This is a genomic window from Curtobacterium sp. NPDC090223, assembly GCF_044746585.1.
Classification (GTDB): Bacteria; Actinomycetota; Actinomycetes; order Actinomycetales; family Microbacteriaceae; genus Curtobacterium.
The window spans coordinates 271,054-287,109 of the sequence record NZ_JBIVCN010000001.1; the positions used below are offsets into that span (position 1 = coordinate 271,054).

General features: G+C 72.4%; 12 protein-coding genes. 7 read left to right on the plus strand and 5 right to left on the minus strand.

Annotated elements, in window-relative coordinates; genetic code table 11:
- Window positions 1–124 precede the first annotated feature (124 nt).
- The 3 genes from ACIPJY_RS01225 to ACIPJY_RS01235 form a co-directional block, all read right to left on the minus strand.
- Window positions 125–1,627, minus strand: a complete 1,503-nt coding sequence (locus ACIPJY_RS01225; protein WP_400460431.1) for a glyceraldehyde-3-phosphate dehydrogenase — start codon at window positions 1,625–1,627, stop codon at window positions 125–127.
- Window positions 1,624–3,039, minus strand: a complete 1,416-nt coding sequence (locus ACIPJY_RS01230) for a hypothetical protein (protein WP_400460429.1) — start codon at window positions 3,037–3,039, stop codon at window positions 1,624–1,626. Before ACIPJY_RS01230 ends, ACIPJY_RS01225 begins: the two co-directional genes overlap by 4 nt.
- Window positions 3,040–3,160: 121 nt before the next feature.
- Window positions 3,161–4,606, minus strand: a complete 1,446-nt coding sequence (locus ACIPJY_RS01235) for a helix-turn-helix domain-containing protein (RefSeq protein ID WP_400460428.1) — start codon at window positions 4,604–4,606, stop codon at window positions 3,161–3,163.
- A gap of 135 nt (window positions 4,607–4,741) precedes the next feature.
- Between ACIPJY_RS01235 and ppsA the strand changes: the two genes are divergently transcribed.
- The 7 genes from ppsA to ACIPJY_RS01270 all read left to right on the plus strand — a co-directional run bounded on the left by ppsA (window position 4,742) and on the right by ACIPJY_RS01270 (window position 13,757).
- Window positions 4,742–7,141: a phosphoenolpyruvate synthase gene (gene ppsA / locus ACIPJY_RS01240; RefSeq protein WP_400460427.1), complete on the plus strand. Its 2,400-nt coding sequence runs from the start codon at window positions 4,742–4,744 to the stop codon at window positions 7,139–7,141.
- A gap of 146 nt (window positions 7,142–7,287) precedes the next feature.
- Window positions 7,288–8,358: an Lrp/AsnC family transcriptional regulator gene (locus ACIPJY_RS01245; protein ID WP_400460425.1), complete on the plus strand. Its 1,071-nt coding sequence runs from the start codon at window positions 7,288–7,290 to the stop codon at window positions 8,356–8,358.
- 14 nt (window positions 8,359–8,372) lie between these two features.
- A complete protein-coding gene (locus ACIPJY_RS01250; protein WP_400460423.1) occupies window positions 8,373–9,350 on the plus strand; it encodes a polysaccharide deacetylase in 978 nt (325 codons plus the stop codon).
- Between the two features lie 96 nt (window positions 9,351–9,446).
- Entirely contained in the window at window positions 9,447–10,790 is a 1,344-nt protein-coding gene (locus tag ACIPJY_RS01255; protein WP_400460422.1) for an MFS transporter, read from the plus strand.
- Window positions 10,787–11,566 carry an SDR family NAD(P)-dependent oxidoreductase gene (locus ACIPJY_RS01260; RefSeq protein WP_400460420.1) on the plus strand — a complete coding sequence of 260 codons (780 nt, stop codon included), beginning with the start codon at window positions 10,787–10,789 and terminating at the stop codon, window positions 11,564–11,566. Before ACIPJY_RS01255 ends, ACIPJY_RS01260 begins: the two co-directional genes overlap by 4 nt.
- A complete protein-coding gene (locus tag ACIPJY_RS01265; RefSeq protein ID WP_400460418.1) occupies window positions 11,563–12,591 on the plus strand; it encodes a ketopantoate reductase family protein in 1,029 nt (342 codons plus the stop codon). Before ACIPJY_RS01260 ends, ACIPJY_RS01265 begins: the two co-directional genes overlap by 4 nt.
- Complete coding sequence (locus tag ACIPJY_RS01270) at window positions 12,588–13,757, plus strand: M20/M25/M40 family metallo-hydrolase (RefSeq protein ID WP_400460416.1); 1,170 nt, start codon at window positions 12,588–12,590, stop codon at window positions 13,755–13,757. The genes ACIPJY_RS01265 and ACIPJY_RS01270 overlap by 4 nt, the downstream gene beginning before the upstream one ends.
- 124 nt (window positions 13,758–13,881) lie before the next feature.
- On the opposite strand, the gene ACIPJY_RS01275 is transcribed toward ACIPJY_RS01270, so the two are convergent.
- Together ACIPJY_RS01275 and ACIPJY_RS01280 are read right to left on the minus strand one after the other, a co-directional pair.
- On the minus strand, window positions 13,882–15,174 hold the full coding sequence (locus ACIPJY_RS01275; protein ID WP_400460415.1) for an FAD/NAD(P)-binding protein: 1,293 nt from the start codon (window positions 15,172–15,174) through the stop codon (window positions 13,882–13,884).
- A gap of 57 nt (window positions 15,175–15,231) precedes the next feature.
- Window positions 15,232–16,026, minus strand: coding sequence for a phosphatase PAP2 family protein (locus ACIPJY_RS01280; protein ID WP_400460413.1), 795 nt, complete (start codon window positions 16,024–16,026; stop codon window positions 15,232–15,234).
- Window positions 16,027–16,056: the final 30 nt, after the last annotated feature.

A 16,056-nucleotide genomic window follows, 5' to 3' on the forward strand; every position in this document is an offset into this window, starting at 1 on the left:
TCCCGGCTTCGTCGCGTTCGCGGACCGCAACCGACTTGACGAGGTCGGCCGCGATCCACAGGCGGGGCCGTGTCCCCACACCCCTGCGCGGACACGGCCCCGGATCGGCCCGGAACGGGCCGGTCTACCGCTCGGCCACCGCGAGCGGGGCGATCGACCGGCCGGCGTCGTCGGCGCGGTCCCGCGGGAACGCGGGAAGCCGGACCCCGGTCATGGACTCGAGCACGCGGACCACCTGGCGGGAGTACCCGTGCTCGTTGTCGTACCAGACGTACACCACCGCGGAGCCGTCGCCGTCGGCGATGGTCGCGAGACCGTCCACCACGCCCGCCTTGCGGGAGCCGAGCACATCGCTGGAGGCGAACTCCGGCGACTCGACGTAGTCGACCTGTCGACGGAGCGACGAGACGAGCGAGACGTCGCGGAGGAATGCGTTGAGCTCGGCGCGGTCGGGTGACCCCTCCAGCTGCAGGGAGAGCACGGCGAGCGACCCGTTCGACACCGGGACCCGGATCGCGTTGCCGCTGAGCCGACCTGCGAGCTCCGGGTACGCCGCGCCGACGGCCTTCGCCGCACCGGTCTCGGTGATCACCATGTTGAGCGTCGCCGCACGACCGCGACGATCGGCGCTGTGGTGGTTGTCCGTGAGGTTCTGGTCGTTCGTGAACGCGTGCACGGTCTCGACGTGTCCGTGGCGGACGCCGTAGCGTTCGTGGAGCGCGGCGAGCACCGGGGTCACAGCGTTCGTGGTACAGCTCGCTGCCGCGAGGACGCGTTCGTCGCCGATCTCGCCGTCGTTGACGCCGTGGACGACGTTCGGTACGTCGCCGTTCGCCGCGGTGGTGAGGAGCACGCGTCCGGCGCCGGGCGCTGCGAGGTGCCGTTCGAGGCCGGCACGGTCGCGCCAGCGGCCGGTCGAGTCCACGACGACGGCGTCGTCGATCCCGTGGGCGCGGTAGTCGACCTGGTCGGGCGCCTGGGCGCGGATCACCTGGAGGACGGTGCCGTTCGCGGTGATCGTCTGCGCGTCCTCGTCGACGGTGATGGTCCCGTCGAAGGGGCCGTGGATGGAGTCCCGACGGAGCAGGCTGGCACGCTTCGTGAGGTCTCCGCGGGCGCCTGGGCGCAGGACGACCGCCCGGAGGCGGAGCCCGCTCGCGCCACCGGCACGGGCGAGGAGGATCCGGGTGACGAGCCTTCCGATGCGGCCGAAGCCGTACAGGACGACGTCGGTGGGCGGCAGTGCCCGGTCTCCGTGTCCCACGACGTCGGCGAGTTCGGCACGCAGGAACCCGGTGAGGTCCATCGAGCCACCGTCCTCACGGTCGTGCTCGCGGAACTGGCGGAGCAGGGCGGCGACGTCGATCACCGCAGGCCCGAGGTCGAGGGAGGCCAGGGCGCCGAGGACCGGGAACGTGTCGGACGGCTGCAGTTCGACGCCGTCGAGGTGCCGGGCGAACCGGTGCGCCTTGAGTACCTGGTTCGCCGAGAGTCCCACGAGGCGCCGGCCGTGGACGGTCGTGACGACGTTCTGCCGGCGGTACAGGCTGCCGACGATCGGGATGGCCGCCTCGGCGAGGGACTCCTCGTCGATCCACGCGGCGAAGACCTGTTCGTCGTGGGTCACGCGGCGGCCGCCCCGTCCAGCAGAGCGGCGGAGGCGGGTGCCTCGTCGTGCGGGTCTGTCTCGTCGTGCGAGGCCGCCTCGTCGTGCACCCGGTCGAGTGCCGCGCCGAGCTCGGCAGGGCCACCCCACTCGGTCACGCTGGTCGGCATGGCCGTACCGAGCGAGGCCTCGAGCAGATCGCCGTCGGCCGCGCCGGCCGGGTCGGTGACGACGAACGCGTCGACACGGACTTCGGCTCCGTCGGCTCGGTGCAGCCGAACGGCCACGAGAGCGTCCGTGGCGCCGGCAGCCGCAGGATCGACGCCGCTCGGCACGTAGCGCCCCCGGTGGTCGATGAGGTGCAGCCCGGCCACGTCGTCCGCACCGGGCCACCAGACGTCGCCGTCCTCGGTGAGCGCGGTGTCCACGAAGACGGCGTCGCGGCCGGCGTCGGCGGCGACGCCCGAACGCCTGGTCAGCGTCCGGACCGGGACGACCGTGCCGATGGTCAGCGGGCGGGCTGCCAGGGCCCCGTGCACTCCGCGGTGCAGCAGGACCGGCCCGGAGGCGAGCACCTCGACCAGGTGCCCCGCGGGGGTCTCTCGCTCGACGTTCCGAGCGACCTCGCCGGCGACCGCGACGACGCAAGTCCGGTCGGTGCCGTGCACCCGCACCAGCGTGAGGTCGAGCGCCTCGCGCTCCGTGTGCGCGCGGAGGGCGTCCGCCACACCCGCACCGTCGTCGGAGCCGAGCACCCAGACGGTGTCATCGCGCTCGTCGTGCAGCACGGTGCGTTCGGACGGGGACACCGGCGCGCCCGTCGTCCTGCGGCCGTGGTCGTCGCGGGTGGCGAGGAGGGTGGCGTGCACGGTGCGGATGACCCGGGCGTCGGGACCGACCGCGTCGAGGGCATCTGCGCCGACGCAGGTGAGCGCGCGGAGGGTCGCGACGCTCGCGGGGGAGTCGGTGACGTGGATGCCCAGGATGGAAGGGACGTCGGTCGAGCCGAGCATGAACGGGACGACGTACATGGTGCGGCCGCGCATGCCCTCGGCGACGCGTTCGACCACAGCGCGGCGCTCGGCGCGGCCTGCGACGAGGACGGAGGTCCGGGTCGCTGCGCCGGTGCTACCGCTGGCTGGGGCGGAACTGCGGGCGCGGGACCGCACGAGCAGGCTGCCCGGGCGGGCGCCGGGGTCGAGTCGCACGACGTCGTCCTCGAGGGTGAACCGGGTCACGAGGTCCCGCCACTGCTCCTCCGAGCCGTCGACCCAGACGACCTCGTCGGGCCGCGTCAGCAGTGCGGTGCGGGCCACCCACCGCGCGATGCCGGCGTGGGCGAGGTCGTGGTTCCAGGCGCCGTCCGGTACCTCGGGCAGGGGCAGGACCCCCGCCGGTGGGAAGGTGTGGCGGTGCTGTGCGGTCCGGGGCATGGTGGGCCTCCTCGTCGAGTTCCGTGCTGGTGTCTGCCCACCCTCGGTCCCACGTGCACGATCACGACCGCGAGGCCCGCGTGAAATACGTTGGATCTTGCGGAAACGGAGAACTGGCCCCCTACGCGTCCGCGGTGTGCCGTTCCAGGAACTCGAACACCTCGGTGTCGTCGACTCCGGGGAACCGGCCCGACGGCAGGGAGGCGAGCACGCGGGTGTGCATCCGTGCGCTCGGCCACGCGGCGTCCGACCAGCGTGATGCGAGCGGCGACGCTGGTCGGCGGCAGCAGGACTCGTCGGGGCACGTGGACACCTGGCGTTCAGTGGTCTCCCGACCTCGGAACCACTTGGCATCGTCGAACCGAACGCCGAACGTGATGCTGAAGCCGCCCTCCGGGCCGGAACCGGTCTGGGTCGACGACCAGTAGGTGCCGGCGGTGTTGTCGGTGTACTGGTGCGCCTCGGACGTCCGGGCGCTGCGGTCGCCCGCCCGACGGGCGACCCACTTCCGGCAGACGACCTGGCCCTCCACCGCGCCGGTGACGTCGGTGGGCAGCGGCAGGTCGTCGTTCTCGTAGGCCTTGTAGATCGCGCCGTCCTCGCCGACCCGCAGGAAGTGCACGCGGATCCCGAGGTGCTCGGTGAGCAGGTTCGTCATCCGCAGAGCGGCCGACTCGTGCGTGACGCCGAACGCATCGCGGAAGTCCTCGACCGCCAGGTCGCGTGCCGACTTCGCCTCGGTCAGGAACCCGACCGCCTGCTGCCGCGGCATCAGGCAGGCCGCGGCGAAGTAGTTGATCTCGAGGCGCTGCTGCAGGAACTCGGCGTACGACGATGGTGGCTGGTGCCCGAGGAGTCGGTGCGCCATCGCCTGCAACGCCATCGAACGGAGCCCGTGGCCGCCTGGGATGGATGCCGGCGGCAGGTAGATCCTGCCGTTGGCGAGGTCCGTGATGCTCCTGGTGGAGTGCGGCAGGTCGTCGACGTAGAGCAGGTCGAACCCGAGGCGTTCCGCCATCCGGCTGACCTCCCGGTGGGTCAGCGCACCGACCTCGTGCCCGACGGCACCGACCACCTCCTCCGCGAGGGCGTCGATCTCCGGCATCGCGTTGTTCCGCCCGCGCATCCGTTCGCGCAGCTCGGTGTTGGCCCGGCGCGCCTCCTCCGGCGTCGCCGACGCCTCCCGCGCCTTGCGGTCGAGTTCCTGCAGGGTGCGCACCAGCGCCGCCAGCGCGTCCTGGGGCAGGGACTTCGAGACTCGTACGGGAGGCACGCCCAGCGCCGCGTAGTGCGGCCCGGCCTGCAAGCGCTGCAGCTCCAGTTCGAGTGCGGACCGGGGGTCCGGGGCCTCCGCGTGCAGGAGGTCGAGGACCTCCACGCGCAACGCGGCGGACAGCGCCGGCAGCTCCGCCGCGCGGACCGGCCGCTTGCCGTTCTCGATGAGCGAGAGCGTCGAGGCCGTCGTGGCGAGCTCGTTCGCGAGCGCGGTCAAGGTCCAGCCGGCGCGGACACGGAAGTGCCGGATGCGTGCGCCGAGGATGCGTGCGTTGTCGTCATCGACCTGCATGGAACGGACCGTATCCGAAAAAACGAAGAAGTTCGAGTGCGGTCGTCGTGCTCAGCGCCAGGCGCACACCGCACCGTTGTGGAAACGCCCCACCACGGACACGTTCGCGGTGGTTCAACGACGAAAGGCGAACTGATGACGATCATCGACGAACGAACGGCCCCGGTGCCGGACGTCCTGCCCCTGCGAACCGTCGGTCTCGAGGACATCGCGTACGTCGGCGGCAAGAACGCGTCCCTCGGCGAGATGTTGCGGTCATTGGGCGGTCTCGGGGTGCGCGTGCCCGACGGGTTCGCCACCACGGCGACGGCGTTCCGACGACACATGGAGCACACGGGCCTGACCGACTGGATCTGCAGGACACTCCTCGCGCTCGATGTCGACGACACCGCCACCCTCGCGGCGGCCGGCGCGGAGATCCGTCGACGGGTGCTCTCGACGCCGCTCGAACGCGGCCTCGACCAAGCCGTTCGCGACGGGTTCGTCGAACTCACCGCGGGTGCGCCGGCGGACGCGTCGTTCGCGGTGCGCTCGTCGGCGACCGCCGAGGACCTCCCGGACGCGTCGTTCGCCGGGCAGCAGGACACCTACCTCAACGTCCGCGGCATCGACAACGTGCTCGACGCGGTCCGGCGAGTGTTCGCGTCGATGTACACCGACCGGGCGATCTCGTACCGGGTTCACCACGGCTTCGTCCACGACGAGGTCGCGATCTCGGTCGGCGTGCAGCGGATGGTGCGTTCGGACCTGGCGTCCGCAGGCGTCCTGTTCACCCTCGACACCGAGTCCGGGTTCGACCGAGCGGTGTTCGTGACGAGTGCGTACGGGCTCGGCGAAGGCGTCGTGCAGGGGGCGGTGAACCCGGACGAGTTCACCGTCTCGAAGACGGCGCTGGCCGCGAGGCGTCCCGCGATCCTGGGACGAGTCCTCGGTTCCAAGGCTGCCCGGATGGTGTTCACCGAGGACGAGGCAGTCGGTCGGACCACGGCGTTCGTCGAGGTCGATGCCGCAGAACGGCGGCACTTCTCACTCCGCGACGACGAGGTCACCGAGCTGGCGCGGATCGCGCTCGTCATCGAGCAGCACTACGGGCGTCCGATGGACGTCGAATGGGGCAAGGACGGCCTGGACGGCGAGCTGTACGTGCTGCAGGCCCGACCGGAGACCGTCACGTCCCGGACCTCCGTCGCCAGCATCGAGCGGCACCGCCTCGCCGTGCCGCCGATCGTGCCAGCCCGGCTCGAGGGCCGCGCGATCGGGCAACGCATCGGCAGCGGTGCTGTCCGGATCCTCGCGAGCATCGACGAGATGCACGACTTCCGGTTCGGGGACGTGCTCGTCACGGACATGACCGACCCGGATTGGGAGCCGATCATGAAGCGCGCATCCGCGATCGTCACGAACCGCGGCGGCCGCACCTGCCATGCAGCGATCATCGCGCGGGAGCTCGGCATCCCTGCCGTCGTGGGAACCGCCACGGCGACGGACGTGCTCGCCGACGGCGACGTCGTCACGGTGTCCTGCTCGGAGGGCGAGACCGGGTTCGTCCACGAGGGGACGCTCGCGGTCGAGGTGGACCGGCTCGCGGTCGGCGACCTCCCGGACGTCGACGTCGACCTCATGATGAACGTGGGCAACCCCGAGCAGGCCTTCGCATTCGCCGCGCTTCCGAACGCCGGTGTCGGGCTCGCCCGCATGGAGTTCGTCGTCAGTCGGCAGATCGGCGTGCACCCGAACGCGCTGCTCCAGCTGGCGGAACAGCCCTCGGAGCTGCGGGAGCAGATCGAGGACCGGATCGCGGCGTACGGGTCCCCGCGGGACTTCTTCGTGAAGCGTCTCGCCGAGGGGGTCGCGACCCTCGCCGCGGCGTTCGAGCCGAAGCCCGTCATCGTCCGGCTCTCGGACTTCAAGTCGAACGAGTACGCCGGACTCCTCGGCGGCAGCCGGTACGAGCCGGACGAGGAGAACCCCATGATCGGGTTCCGCGGCGCGTCCCGCTACCTCTCCGACGACTTCGCCCGGGCCTTCGCGCTCGAGTGCGAAGCGATCCGGCAGGTCCGCGAGGTCATGGGCTTCGCGAACGTGAAGGTGATGATCCCGTTCGTCCGCACCGTCGAGGAGGCGTCCGGCGTCGTGGAGCGTATGGCGTCACACGGACTCGTCCGGGGGAAGAACGGCCTGGAAGTGGTGATGATGTGCGAGATCCCCTCGAACGCCCTCGACGCCGACCGATTCCTCGACCACGTCGACGGGTTCTCCATCGGCTCCAACGACCTGACCCAGCTCACCCTCGGCGTCGACCGCGACTCCGGACTGGTCGCGGACTCGTTCGACGAGCGGAACCCCGCGGTGCTCCGGCTCATCGACATGGCGATCGACGCGTGCCGAGCCCGTGGCGCGTACGTCGGGATCTGCGGACAGGGACCGAGCGACCACCCCGAGCTCGCGGACCACCTCCGTGCCCGTGGCATCTCGTCCATGTCCCTCAACCCCGACACGATCCTGGCGACGTGGCAACGGCTTGCTGGTCGATGACCGAGGGACTCCTGGGCGCCGCGCGGGCATCGCATCGTGTCGCACAGCTCTGTCCGACGGCCCTTGAATGAAAACAACGTGTTACAGAGTGTGGATGACGAATACCTGGCGTTGACCTCGCTCACGTGACCGATTACGTTCACTGCATGACCACCACGGACGTACGCACGGCAGGAGCGGACGACGTCGACCGCGCCGTGCTCCGAGCACTCGCGCACGACGGCCGCGCATCCTGGGCGACGATCGGGGAGCTCGCGGGCTGCTCGACCTCCACCGCGCAGCGCCGCGTCACCCGTCTCGTCGAGGAGGGTGCCGTCCGGATCATCGCCGCGTCGGACGTCCTGGCAGCGGGGTTCGGTGTCTCCACGAAGGTGCGGATGCGCTCCGGCGCCGCCCGGGCCGACGCGCTGGCCGACGCGCTCGCACGCCGCCCCGAGGTCCGGTTCGTCGCGACGCTCACGGGCTCAGCGGACTGCACGGCCGAGGTCGTCCTGCCCCGTGTCGGCGACCTGACCACGTTCCTCAGCACGATCGAGGTCGACGGCCGGCCCGTCGAGACCGAGGCGCTGCCGATCGTCCGGACGTTCACCGCGCCGTTCACGGTGTTCCCCGGGGACGCGCTCGCGACGACCGGACGTGCGCCCCCGCCCACGGCGCGGTCCACGACCGCGAACGCCCCGGCGCCGGACCCGTCGTCGGGCCAGGGCGTCACCCCGGTGCACGCCGATGCGACGCCGGAGGAGCGAGCGGTCTTCGCCGCACTCGTCCGCGACGGTCGGAAGCCGCTCACCGACCTGGCACGCGAGGTCGGCCGTTCCGAAGCGGCCACCCGGCGCACCCTCGAGGACCTCGTGCAGAGCGGACGGCTCCGGATCGGGCCACTCGTGGCGCCGGCGCTGCTCGACCGCGCGACCGAGCTCGAGGTCTGGATCTCCGTCGCGCCGGACCAGCTGTCGGCCGCGGCCGCCCAGCTCGCCGGACACCCGTCGGTGCACTACGCGGCGGCGTCGCTCGGCCGGTTCAACCTGATCGGCCAGGCGTTCCTGCCGGACTTCGCCTCGGTCTACACGTTCACCACCGACGTGCTCGGGGCGCTCCCCGGCGTGCGCGAGGTCGACGTGACGGTGCAGCTCCGCACCGTCAAACGGATGTGGAGCCGCATCGAGGACGGCCGCTTCGTCGCAGCCAGTGACACGTCGGCCCCGGCGATCCCATGACCACCCCGGATCCCATGACCACCCCAGTACGAGAGGACGAGATGGACGACACCGCACCCCAGCAGCCGTGGCAGTGGGACGAGGCCACCTGGCGCGGCCACGTCGAGGAGGTCCGCGCCGGACGCACCCTGCTCCCGCCCGAGGGGCCGGAGCGATGGCCGGGCGGTGCGCGGGTGGCGGTCGCCATCTCGTTCGACTCCGACCACGAGACCCCGTCCCTCCGCGACGGGGAGACGTCACCGGGCCGGATGGCCATGGGGGAGTACGGCGCCCGCGCTGCGGTCCCGCGCATCCTGCGTCTGCTCGACCGCTACGAGGCGCCGTCGTCCTTCTACATGCCGGCCGTGTGCGCGCTGCTCCGACCGGACGAAGCGCCGACCTACGTGGAGCACGGGCACGAGGTGGCGGTGCACGGCTGGATCCACGAGCGGAACACGCAGCTCGGACACGACGACGAGCTCGACCTGCTGAGCCGTGCGGTGGACGTGCTGACCAGCCAGACCGGGGTACGTCCCACCGGCATCCGCACGCCCTCCTGGGACTTCAGCGACTCCACGCTCGACGTCGCCCGCGAACTCGGGTTCCGGTACGACTCGTCCCTGATGGCGGACGACGACCCGTACGAGATCCTGCACCGCGGTGCGCCGACGGGGATCGTGGAGATCCCGGTGGACTGGATCCGCGACGACGCCCCCTACCTGATGATGGAACGCTTCCAGTCGCTGCGGCCCTACACGCCGCCGCACGAGGTCGGCCGCATCTGGCGCGACGAGTTCGACGTCGCCCGCGCCGAGGGCGGCGTGTTCCAGCTCACCATGCACCCGCACTTCATCGGGCACCGCTCCCGCCTCGTCGTCCTCGAGGCGCTCCTCGCCCACATCCGCTCGTTCGACGACGTCTGGTTCACGACCCACGCCGGTCTCGCCGAGCACGTCGCGGCCGCCAGCGGTCTCGACCCGGTGGTGGCGTCCGTACCGGACGTGACCACCTGACGGCCTGGAGGCCCGGTGCCAGCCCGCCCCGAGCCTCCCGTCCGCTGCTCCACCCGTTCCGCACCCCCGCTCCGCCACCAGGAAGTCGACGCAACGATGACAGCAGAAGCACCCAACCCGACCATCGGCGCCGACGGCGCCGCACCGACCGCCGTCCACGAGACCCGACTCTCGGCCCGCGGCCGCAAGGCGATCGTCGCCGGCGGCATCGGCAACGTCGTCGAGTGGATCGACTGGGCCGTCTACACCACCTTCTCCTCGGTGTTCGGTCACCACTTCTTCCCGCCGGGGAACGACGCGGCGGCGCTCCTCGCGACGCTCGCGGTCTTCGCGGTCGGCTTCGTGATGCGTCCGATCGGTGCTGCGGTGCTCGGCGTGTACGCCGACCGGCACGGTCGCAAGAAGGGGCTGATGCTCACGATCGGGCTCATGGCCGCTGCGTCCCTGCTCATCGGGGTCACGCCGGACTACGCGACGATCGGGATCGCGGCACCGATCATCCTGCTCCTGGCGCGACTCGTGCAGGGCTTCTCGGCCGGCGGGGAGTTCGGGTCCTCCTCCGCGTTCCTCGTCGAGTCCGCGGCTCCGAAGCGGCGGGCCTTCGCCGGGTCGTGGCAGCAGGTCTCGGTCGGCGCGGGCGTCCTGATCGCGTCCGGGATCGGCGCGATCATCACCTCGGTGCTCTCCCCGGCGGCCCTGGACGCGTGGGGCTGGCGCGCCGCCTTCGTGTTCTGCGCGCTCATCGGGCTGGTCGGCATCTGGCTGCGGACCTCGGTGCAGGAGACCGAGTCCTTCACGGCGCAGCGTGCGCGGGACGAGGAGTCCGCAGCCCCGAAGCGGAACGCCGTCGTCGCGATGTTCCGTGACCACCCCGGAGCGACCGCGCGGGTGTTCGGCATCACGATCGCCGGCACGCTGCTCTACTACATGTGGGTCTCGTACATGCCGACCTACGCGCACGTGACCACCGGCCTCCCGCTCAACCAGGCGCTCATCGCGAACGTCATCGCCATGGTCGTGTTCCTGGTCCTGCTGCCGTTCGCCGGCATCCTGTCGGACAAGATCGGTCGCAAGCCGACGATGTCGATCTTCGCCGGCGGGTTCCTGCTGTTCGCATGGCCGGCGTTCACGTTCCTCACCGGCACGTTCTGGTCGCTGCTCATCATCCAGGTCATCGGCATCCTGTTCCTGCTCGGGTACTCGGCGAACTGCGCGGTGATCATGGCCGAGCAGTTCCCGCCGGAGGTCCGGGCGACCGGCATCGGGCTGCCCTACGCCCTCGCCGTGGCGATCTTCGGTGGCACGGCCCCGTACATCACCACGTGGATGAGCGGCGCGGGCTTCGGGAACCTCGTCTGGGTCTACTGCGCGGTGGCCGCCGCGATCGGCCTGGTCGTCTACCTGACGATGCCCGAGACGAAGGGGAAGGTGCTCCGATGACGCGACACGTCCTCGTCACCGGCGCCGCGAGCGGGATCGGCCTCGCCGTCGCGCAGCGGTTCGCCGCGCTCGGAGACCGGCTGACCCTCGTCGACCACCGTGCCGACGCACTCGACGCGGCCGCAGGGTCGATCGGCTCCACGGAGGCCGTCGGCACGATCGTGGCGGACCTCCGTGACCGGGACGCCCCGACGCGCGCCGTGACCACGGCGTGGGAGCAGGCACCGGTCGACGTCCTCGTGAACGCCGCCGGGGTCTACCCCGCGACGCCGTTCCTCGAACTCGACGCCACCACTTGGGACGCCGTGCAGGACGTCAACGTCCGAGCGCCCCTGCTCGCCACCGTCGCGCTCGGCCGGCTCGCCGGTGCCGCCGGTCGGACGCCCACCGTCGTGAACATCACCTCGGGCGCCGCGCTCCGTGCCCGCCCCGGCGCCGCCCCGTACAGCACGTCGAAGGCCGCGCTCGAGATGGTGACCCGGGCCAGCGCCCTCGAGCTCGGCGCCGCCGGGATCCGGGTGAACGCCGTGGCACCCGGGTTCGTCGTCGTCGACAGCGACGTGAACCGGGTGAGCGACGAGTACGCCGCTGCCGTCTCACCGAACCCGCTCGGGCGACCGGGCGAACCGTCCGACATCGCCAAGGCCGTCGTCTGGCTGGCCGACCCGGAGCAGTCCGGCTGGGTGACCGGGACGATCCTCCGCGTCGACGGCGGATCGTCGACCGGAGCGCACACCCTGCCGCTCAGCACCACACGAGAGGAAGTCACCGCATGACCGACCGCACCCCGTACACGATCGTCGGCGCCGGCGCGATCGGCGGCACGCTCGCCGTGCACCTCGACGCCGCCGGCGTCCCCGTCCAGCTGGTCGACGCCGACCCCGAGCACGTCAGCGCGATCCGTGCGGACGGACTCCGGCTCCGGACGGCGGACGGGGAACGCGTCGCCCGCCTGCCGATCTGGCACCTGGACGACCCCGAGGCGCCGGCGACCCTGGGACCGGTGCTCCTCGCCGTCAAGGCACTCGCCACCGACGCCGCCTCGGCCTGGATCGCACCGCGGCTGGCGCCGGACGGGTGGGTCGCGTCGCTGCAGAACGGGCTCAACGAGGCCACCATCGCCCGGCACGTCGGGGCGGACCGCACGGTCATCGCGTTCGTCGACCTGTTCGCCGACGTCGTCGCTCCCGGTGTCGTGCAGGACGGCGGACTCGGCGCGATGGCGCTCGGCGAGTACGCCGGGGGGACGAGCGACCGGAACCACCTGCTGGCGGAGGACCTCCGTCTCTGGGGGGCACCGGTGGTCACCGACAACGTCGCGGGCTTCCTCTGGTCGAAGCTGGCGTTCGGCGCGATGCTCACCGCCACCGCGCTGGCCGACGACGACATGAGCGTGCTCATCGACCGGAACCGCGACGTGATGGCCTCCCTCGCCCGCGAGGTCCTCGCCGTCACCGAGGCGCAGGGCATCGCACCCGAACCGTTCGACGCGTTCGAGCCGGCGGCGTTCGCTCCCGGAGCGGACCCGACCACGACGTCGACCGCGCTCGACGGCCTGGTGGCATGGCTCGCGACGCAGTCGAAGACACGCTCCGGGATCTGGCGGGACATCGCGGTCCGACACCGCAAGACGGAGGTCCCCTTGCACTACGGACCGGTCGTCGACGCCGGCGACCGGCTCGGCGTCCCGACGCCCGGCATCAGCGCCCTGGTCGCCGAGATCGTCGCCGTCGAGAACGGCGCACCGATGCGCGAGGAGCGGATCCGCGGCCTGCTCCGCGCCGTGGAGACGGCGCGATGACCGACACCATCGCGCCCGGCGCCCTGCTCGACGCGGTGACTGCGCGACGAGCACGGATGATCGACGACCTGGTGGCGTACGTCGAGACCGAGACCCCCTCGGACGACCTCGCGCTGCTGCGTGCCGGCCTGGCACACGTCGAGCGGTTCCTCGCCGAGACCGTCGGACCGTTCGCCGCGCGGACGCTGCACGAACCCGAGCGCCACGGGCCCGTCGTGGTCGGCGACCTGCTGGGGCCGCGGGACACGGACTCCTGGGTCGTGGTCCTGTGCCACTACGACACGGTCTGGGCGGCCGGGACCCTCGAGGGGTGGCCGGTCCGCATCGACGGATCACGCCTGACCGGACCCGGCGCCTACGACATGAAGGCGGGGCTCGTGCAGTTCGCCCACGCCGTCGCCGTCCTGGACGCCGCTGGAGCGCCACGACCGAACATCCGGCTCGTCCTGAACGGGGACGAGGAGGTCGGCAGCGCGGGTTCCCGACCGGTCATCGAGGACGTCGTCCGGCGCACGCCCGGCCCGGTGCTCGTGTTCGAGGCCTCTGCGGGTGCGGACGGCGCGCTGAAGACCGCGCGGAAGGGCGTCGGGCTGTTCGACGTGCACATCCGGGGCGTCGAGGTGCACGCCGGCCTGGACCCCGCGGGCGGAGCCAGCGCCGTGGACGAACTCGCCCGGGTGGTCCTCGCCCTGCACGGGGCCGCTGACCACGCAGCCGGGACGTCGCTCAACGTCGGCGTCGTCGCGGGCGGGACGCGGCCGAACGTCCGCGCGGGTGCGGCGACGGCTGCCCTCGACGTCCGGGTGTCGTCCGACGGCGAGGCAGCGCGGATCGACCAGGTGCTCGGGGGACTCGCGCCCGTCGCCCCGGCTGCGTCCATCACCGTGACGGGTGGGTGGAACCGGCCCGTCATGGAGCGCACCGCGCGGAACGTGGAGCTCTTCCGGACGGCCGAGGCCGCGGCGGCCGCGCTGGGTCTCACGGTCACGGAGACGAGCGTCGGCGGCGCGAGCGACGGGAACTTCGCGGCGGCGCTCGGCGCGGCCGTGCTCGACGGGCTCGGGGCCGTCGGCGACGGAGCGCACGCCCGGCACGAGTGGGTCGACCTCGACGCGATGGTCGAGCGGACGGCACTCGCGGCGGAGGTGCTCCGGCGACTCGCCTGACGCGTCGGCCGCGGCGTCGGCGACCGGGGCCGATGGACTCCGACGAGTGCGACAGCCCGTACACGAATGCGCGGCGCAATCGTGTACCCGGTGTCGCATTCGTCCGGCTACCCGACGCGGCGCCTCAGGCCACCACGGTCCGGTCGAGCGCCCGGTCCGCCACCCGCTGCGCGAGGATCCGGATCTCGCCGATCGCCGTCGTCTCCCACAGCGCCCCGCGGAGCGCGTGGCCGATCCCGAGCAGCCGCCCGTCGGCCACACCGTGTACGTCACGCAGGGCCCCCGTCTCGTCGGCGTCGGGCCCGAGCCCGACCGGCTCGGGCACGATCCGCCCGGCGGCCAGGAGCGAGTCCACGACCGGACTCCACCCCGGCGTCGTGACCGCGGCCGGCCCGGTGCAGAACACGACGACGTCGTACGCGGCCGGGTCGGCGTCGCGCTCGTACCGCAGCGTGCCGGCGTCGACGAGCGCGGTGAGCTCGGCGTGCACCGACGGCGCCATCCGGTGGCGGTGCACGTCCCACCGCCGCGCGAAGTGCGACAGGAACCGCCGCCGTTCCGGCTCGCCGAGCCCGAGCCAGTGGTCCATGAGCCGCGGGCGCATCCCGTCGATCACCGGCTGCCACGGGGCGCCGGCGGCATCCGCGGCGTCGAGTTGCGCGCGGAGGGCCGATGCGAGCGACCCGAGGGAGCGCGTGTCCGGCGGGAGCCCGGGACCCGGCGCGGCGGGGGAGTCGAGGTGCACGGCCGGCACCAGCAGGTGTCGGCTCGTGGCGGTCGTGCGGATGCCCTCGTCGCGACGGGCGAGCGACGTGGCGACGTCGACCATCGTGAGTCCGGTGCCGATCAGCAGGACGGAGGCCCCTGCCGCGATCCCGGCGATCGCGCCCGGCTCCCAGGGGTCGTCGATCTGCACCGCAGCACCGGTGGTCCAGGTGGCGGGCGGCGGGTTGCCGACCGCCAGGACGGCGACGTCGGCTTCGACGGTGGTGCGGTCCGCGAGGGTCACCACGGCCCCGCCGTCGTCCACACGGAGGTCGACGGCGTCGCCCTCGACGGCACGCACGCGTCCGTCGGACCGGGCGACGAGTCCTGCCCAGACGCCCTCCAGGTAGTCGCCGAAGAACCGCCGCTCGACGAAGTCGCCCGGCTCGACCTGCCTCCCGTGCTCGGCGGCCCAGCGCAGGAAGTGCGTGTCGTCGACGGCGCTGACGCTCATCTTGCCCGCCGGGCTGTTCAGCCGGTGGTGTCCCTCGGCGCGCCCGTACGCCACGCCCCGACCGATCGTCGGCTCATCGGCGACCACGGTGACCGTGGGGCCGTCGGCACCGCGCGCGGCCGCCCGCTCCTCGAGCGCGACCGCGACGTACACCGCGCTCGCGCCGCCACCGACGATGACGACCGACGTCCCGGCCATGTGTTCCTCCGCCTCCCGCACGCCTGACGGCACGCGTCCCCTGACGACGCTAGCGGCTCACACGTCGTCGTCCTTCGTGCTGAGGTACAGACGGTGACTCGTGATGACCAGGGAGAGCCAGCCGGCGCCGGTGACCCAGCCCACCGCGACGTCGGTGAACCAGTGCGCGCCGAGCAGCACCCGGGAGAGTCCGACCGTGACGGCCGTCCCCGCTGCGCCGCCGATGATCGCTGCCTGCGGGCCGTCGTCCCGCTGCCGGAGCGCCAGCAGGTAGGCGAGGACGCCGAGGATCGTGGTCGCGTTCAGGGTGTGCCCGGACGGGAACGACGGTGACCGCTCGAACGGCGGGATCGCGTCGCGGCGGTGCGGCCGGTTGCGCTTGATGAGGTCCTTCCCGACGATCGTCATCGCGAGCGATCCGGCGCCCGCGGCGACGAGCAGCACGACCGGGCTCGCCCGACGGTCCCGGACCGCGAACGCGATCGCCGAGCCGATCGTCAGCGCCGGCATCGCGATCGGCCCGAACACGTGCGCGATGCCCGCGGCGGCACCGTCGACCGCGGGGGAGCGGAGTCGCTTGGCGCGCTCGAGCACGGGGCGGTCGAGGCTCGCGATGCCGTCCTTGCCCGTCACGCCGTCGTAGATGTACGCCGCACCGGCGGTCGCGGCGACGGCGATCGCGCCACCGACGGCGAGGGTCGCGACGAGGGCACGTCGCGCACCGATCCGCTGCGCGACGCCCTGGTGCCGTGATGCCAATCGCCTGCCGGCGCGGCTGCGCCACTCCGTGAGGTCCCGGCGACCGATCCGCCGGTCGTAGGGTGTGGGACTGGTGGACGCGGCGTCGGTCATCCCACCACCTTGGCCCGATCGGGCGCGGGG

What these genes read in the sequence shown, in the direction of transcription:
- ACIPJY_RS01260 (WP_400460420.1), top strand. Translation starts at nt 10,787, where the DNA reads ATGACGCGACACGTCCTCGTCACCGGCGCCGCGAGCGGGATCGGCCTC.
- ppsA (WP_400460427.1), top strand. Translation starts at nt 4,742, where the DNA reads ATGACGATCATCGACGAACGAACGGCCCCGGTGCCGGACGTCCTGCCC.
- ACIPJY_RS01280 (WP_400460413.1), bottom strand. Translation starts at nt 16,026, where the DNA reads ATGACCGACGCCGCGTCCACCAGTCCCACACCCTACGACCGGCGGATC.
- ACIPJY_RS01230 (WP_400460429.1), bottom strand. Translation starts at nt 3,039, where the DNA reads ATGCCCCGGACCGCACAGCACCGCCACACCTTCCCACCGGCGGGGGTC.
- ACIPJY_RS01270 (WP_400460416.1), top strand. Translation starts at nt 12,588, where the DNA reads ATGACCGACACCATCGCGCCCGGCGCCCTGCTCGACGCGGTGACTGCG.
- ACIPJY_RS01255 (WP_400460422.1), top strand. Translation starts at nt 9,447, where the DNA reads ATGACAGCAGAAGCACCCAACCCGACCATCGGCGCCGACGGCGCCGCA.
- ACIPJY_RS01235 (WP_400460428.1), bottom strand. Translation starts at nt 4,606, where the DNA reads ATGCAGGTCGATGACGACAACGCACGCATCCTCGGCGCACGCATCCGG.
- ACIPJY_RS01250 (WP_400460423.1), top strand. Translation starts at nt 8,373, where the DNA reads ATGACCACCCCAGTACGAGAGGACGAGATGGACGACACCGCACCCCAG.
- ACIPJY_RS01265 (WP_400460418.1), top strand. Translation starts at nt 11,563, where the DNA reads ATGACCGACCGCACCCCGTACACGATCGTCGGCGCCGGCGCGATCGGC.
- ACIPJY_RS01275 (WP_400460415.1), bottom strand. Translation starts at nt 15,174, where the DNA reads ATGGCCGGGACGTCGGTCGTCATCGTCGGTGGCGGCGCGAGCGCGGTG.
- ACIPJY_RS01245 (WP_400460425.1), top strand. Translation starts at nt 7,288, where the DNA reads ATGACCACCACGGACGTACGCACGGCAGGAGCGGACGACGTCGACCGC.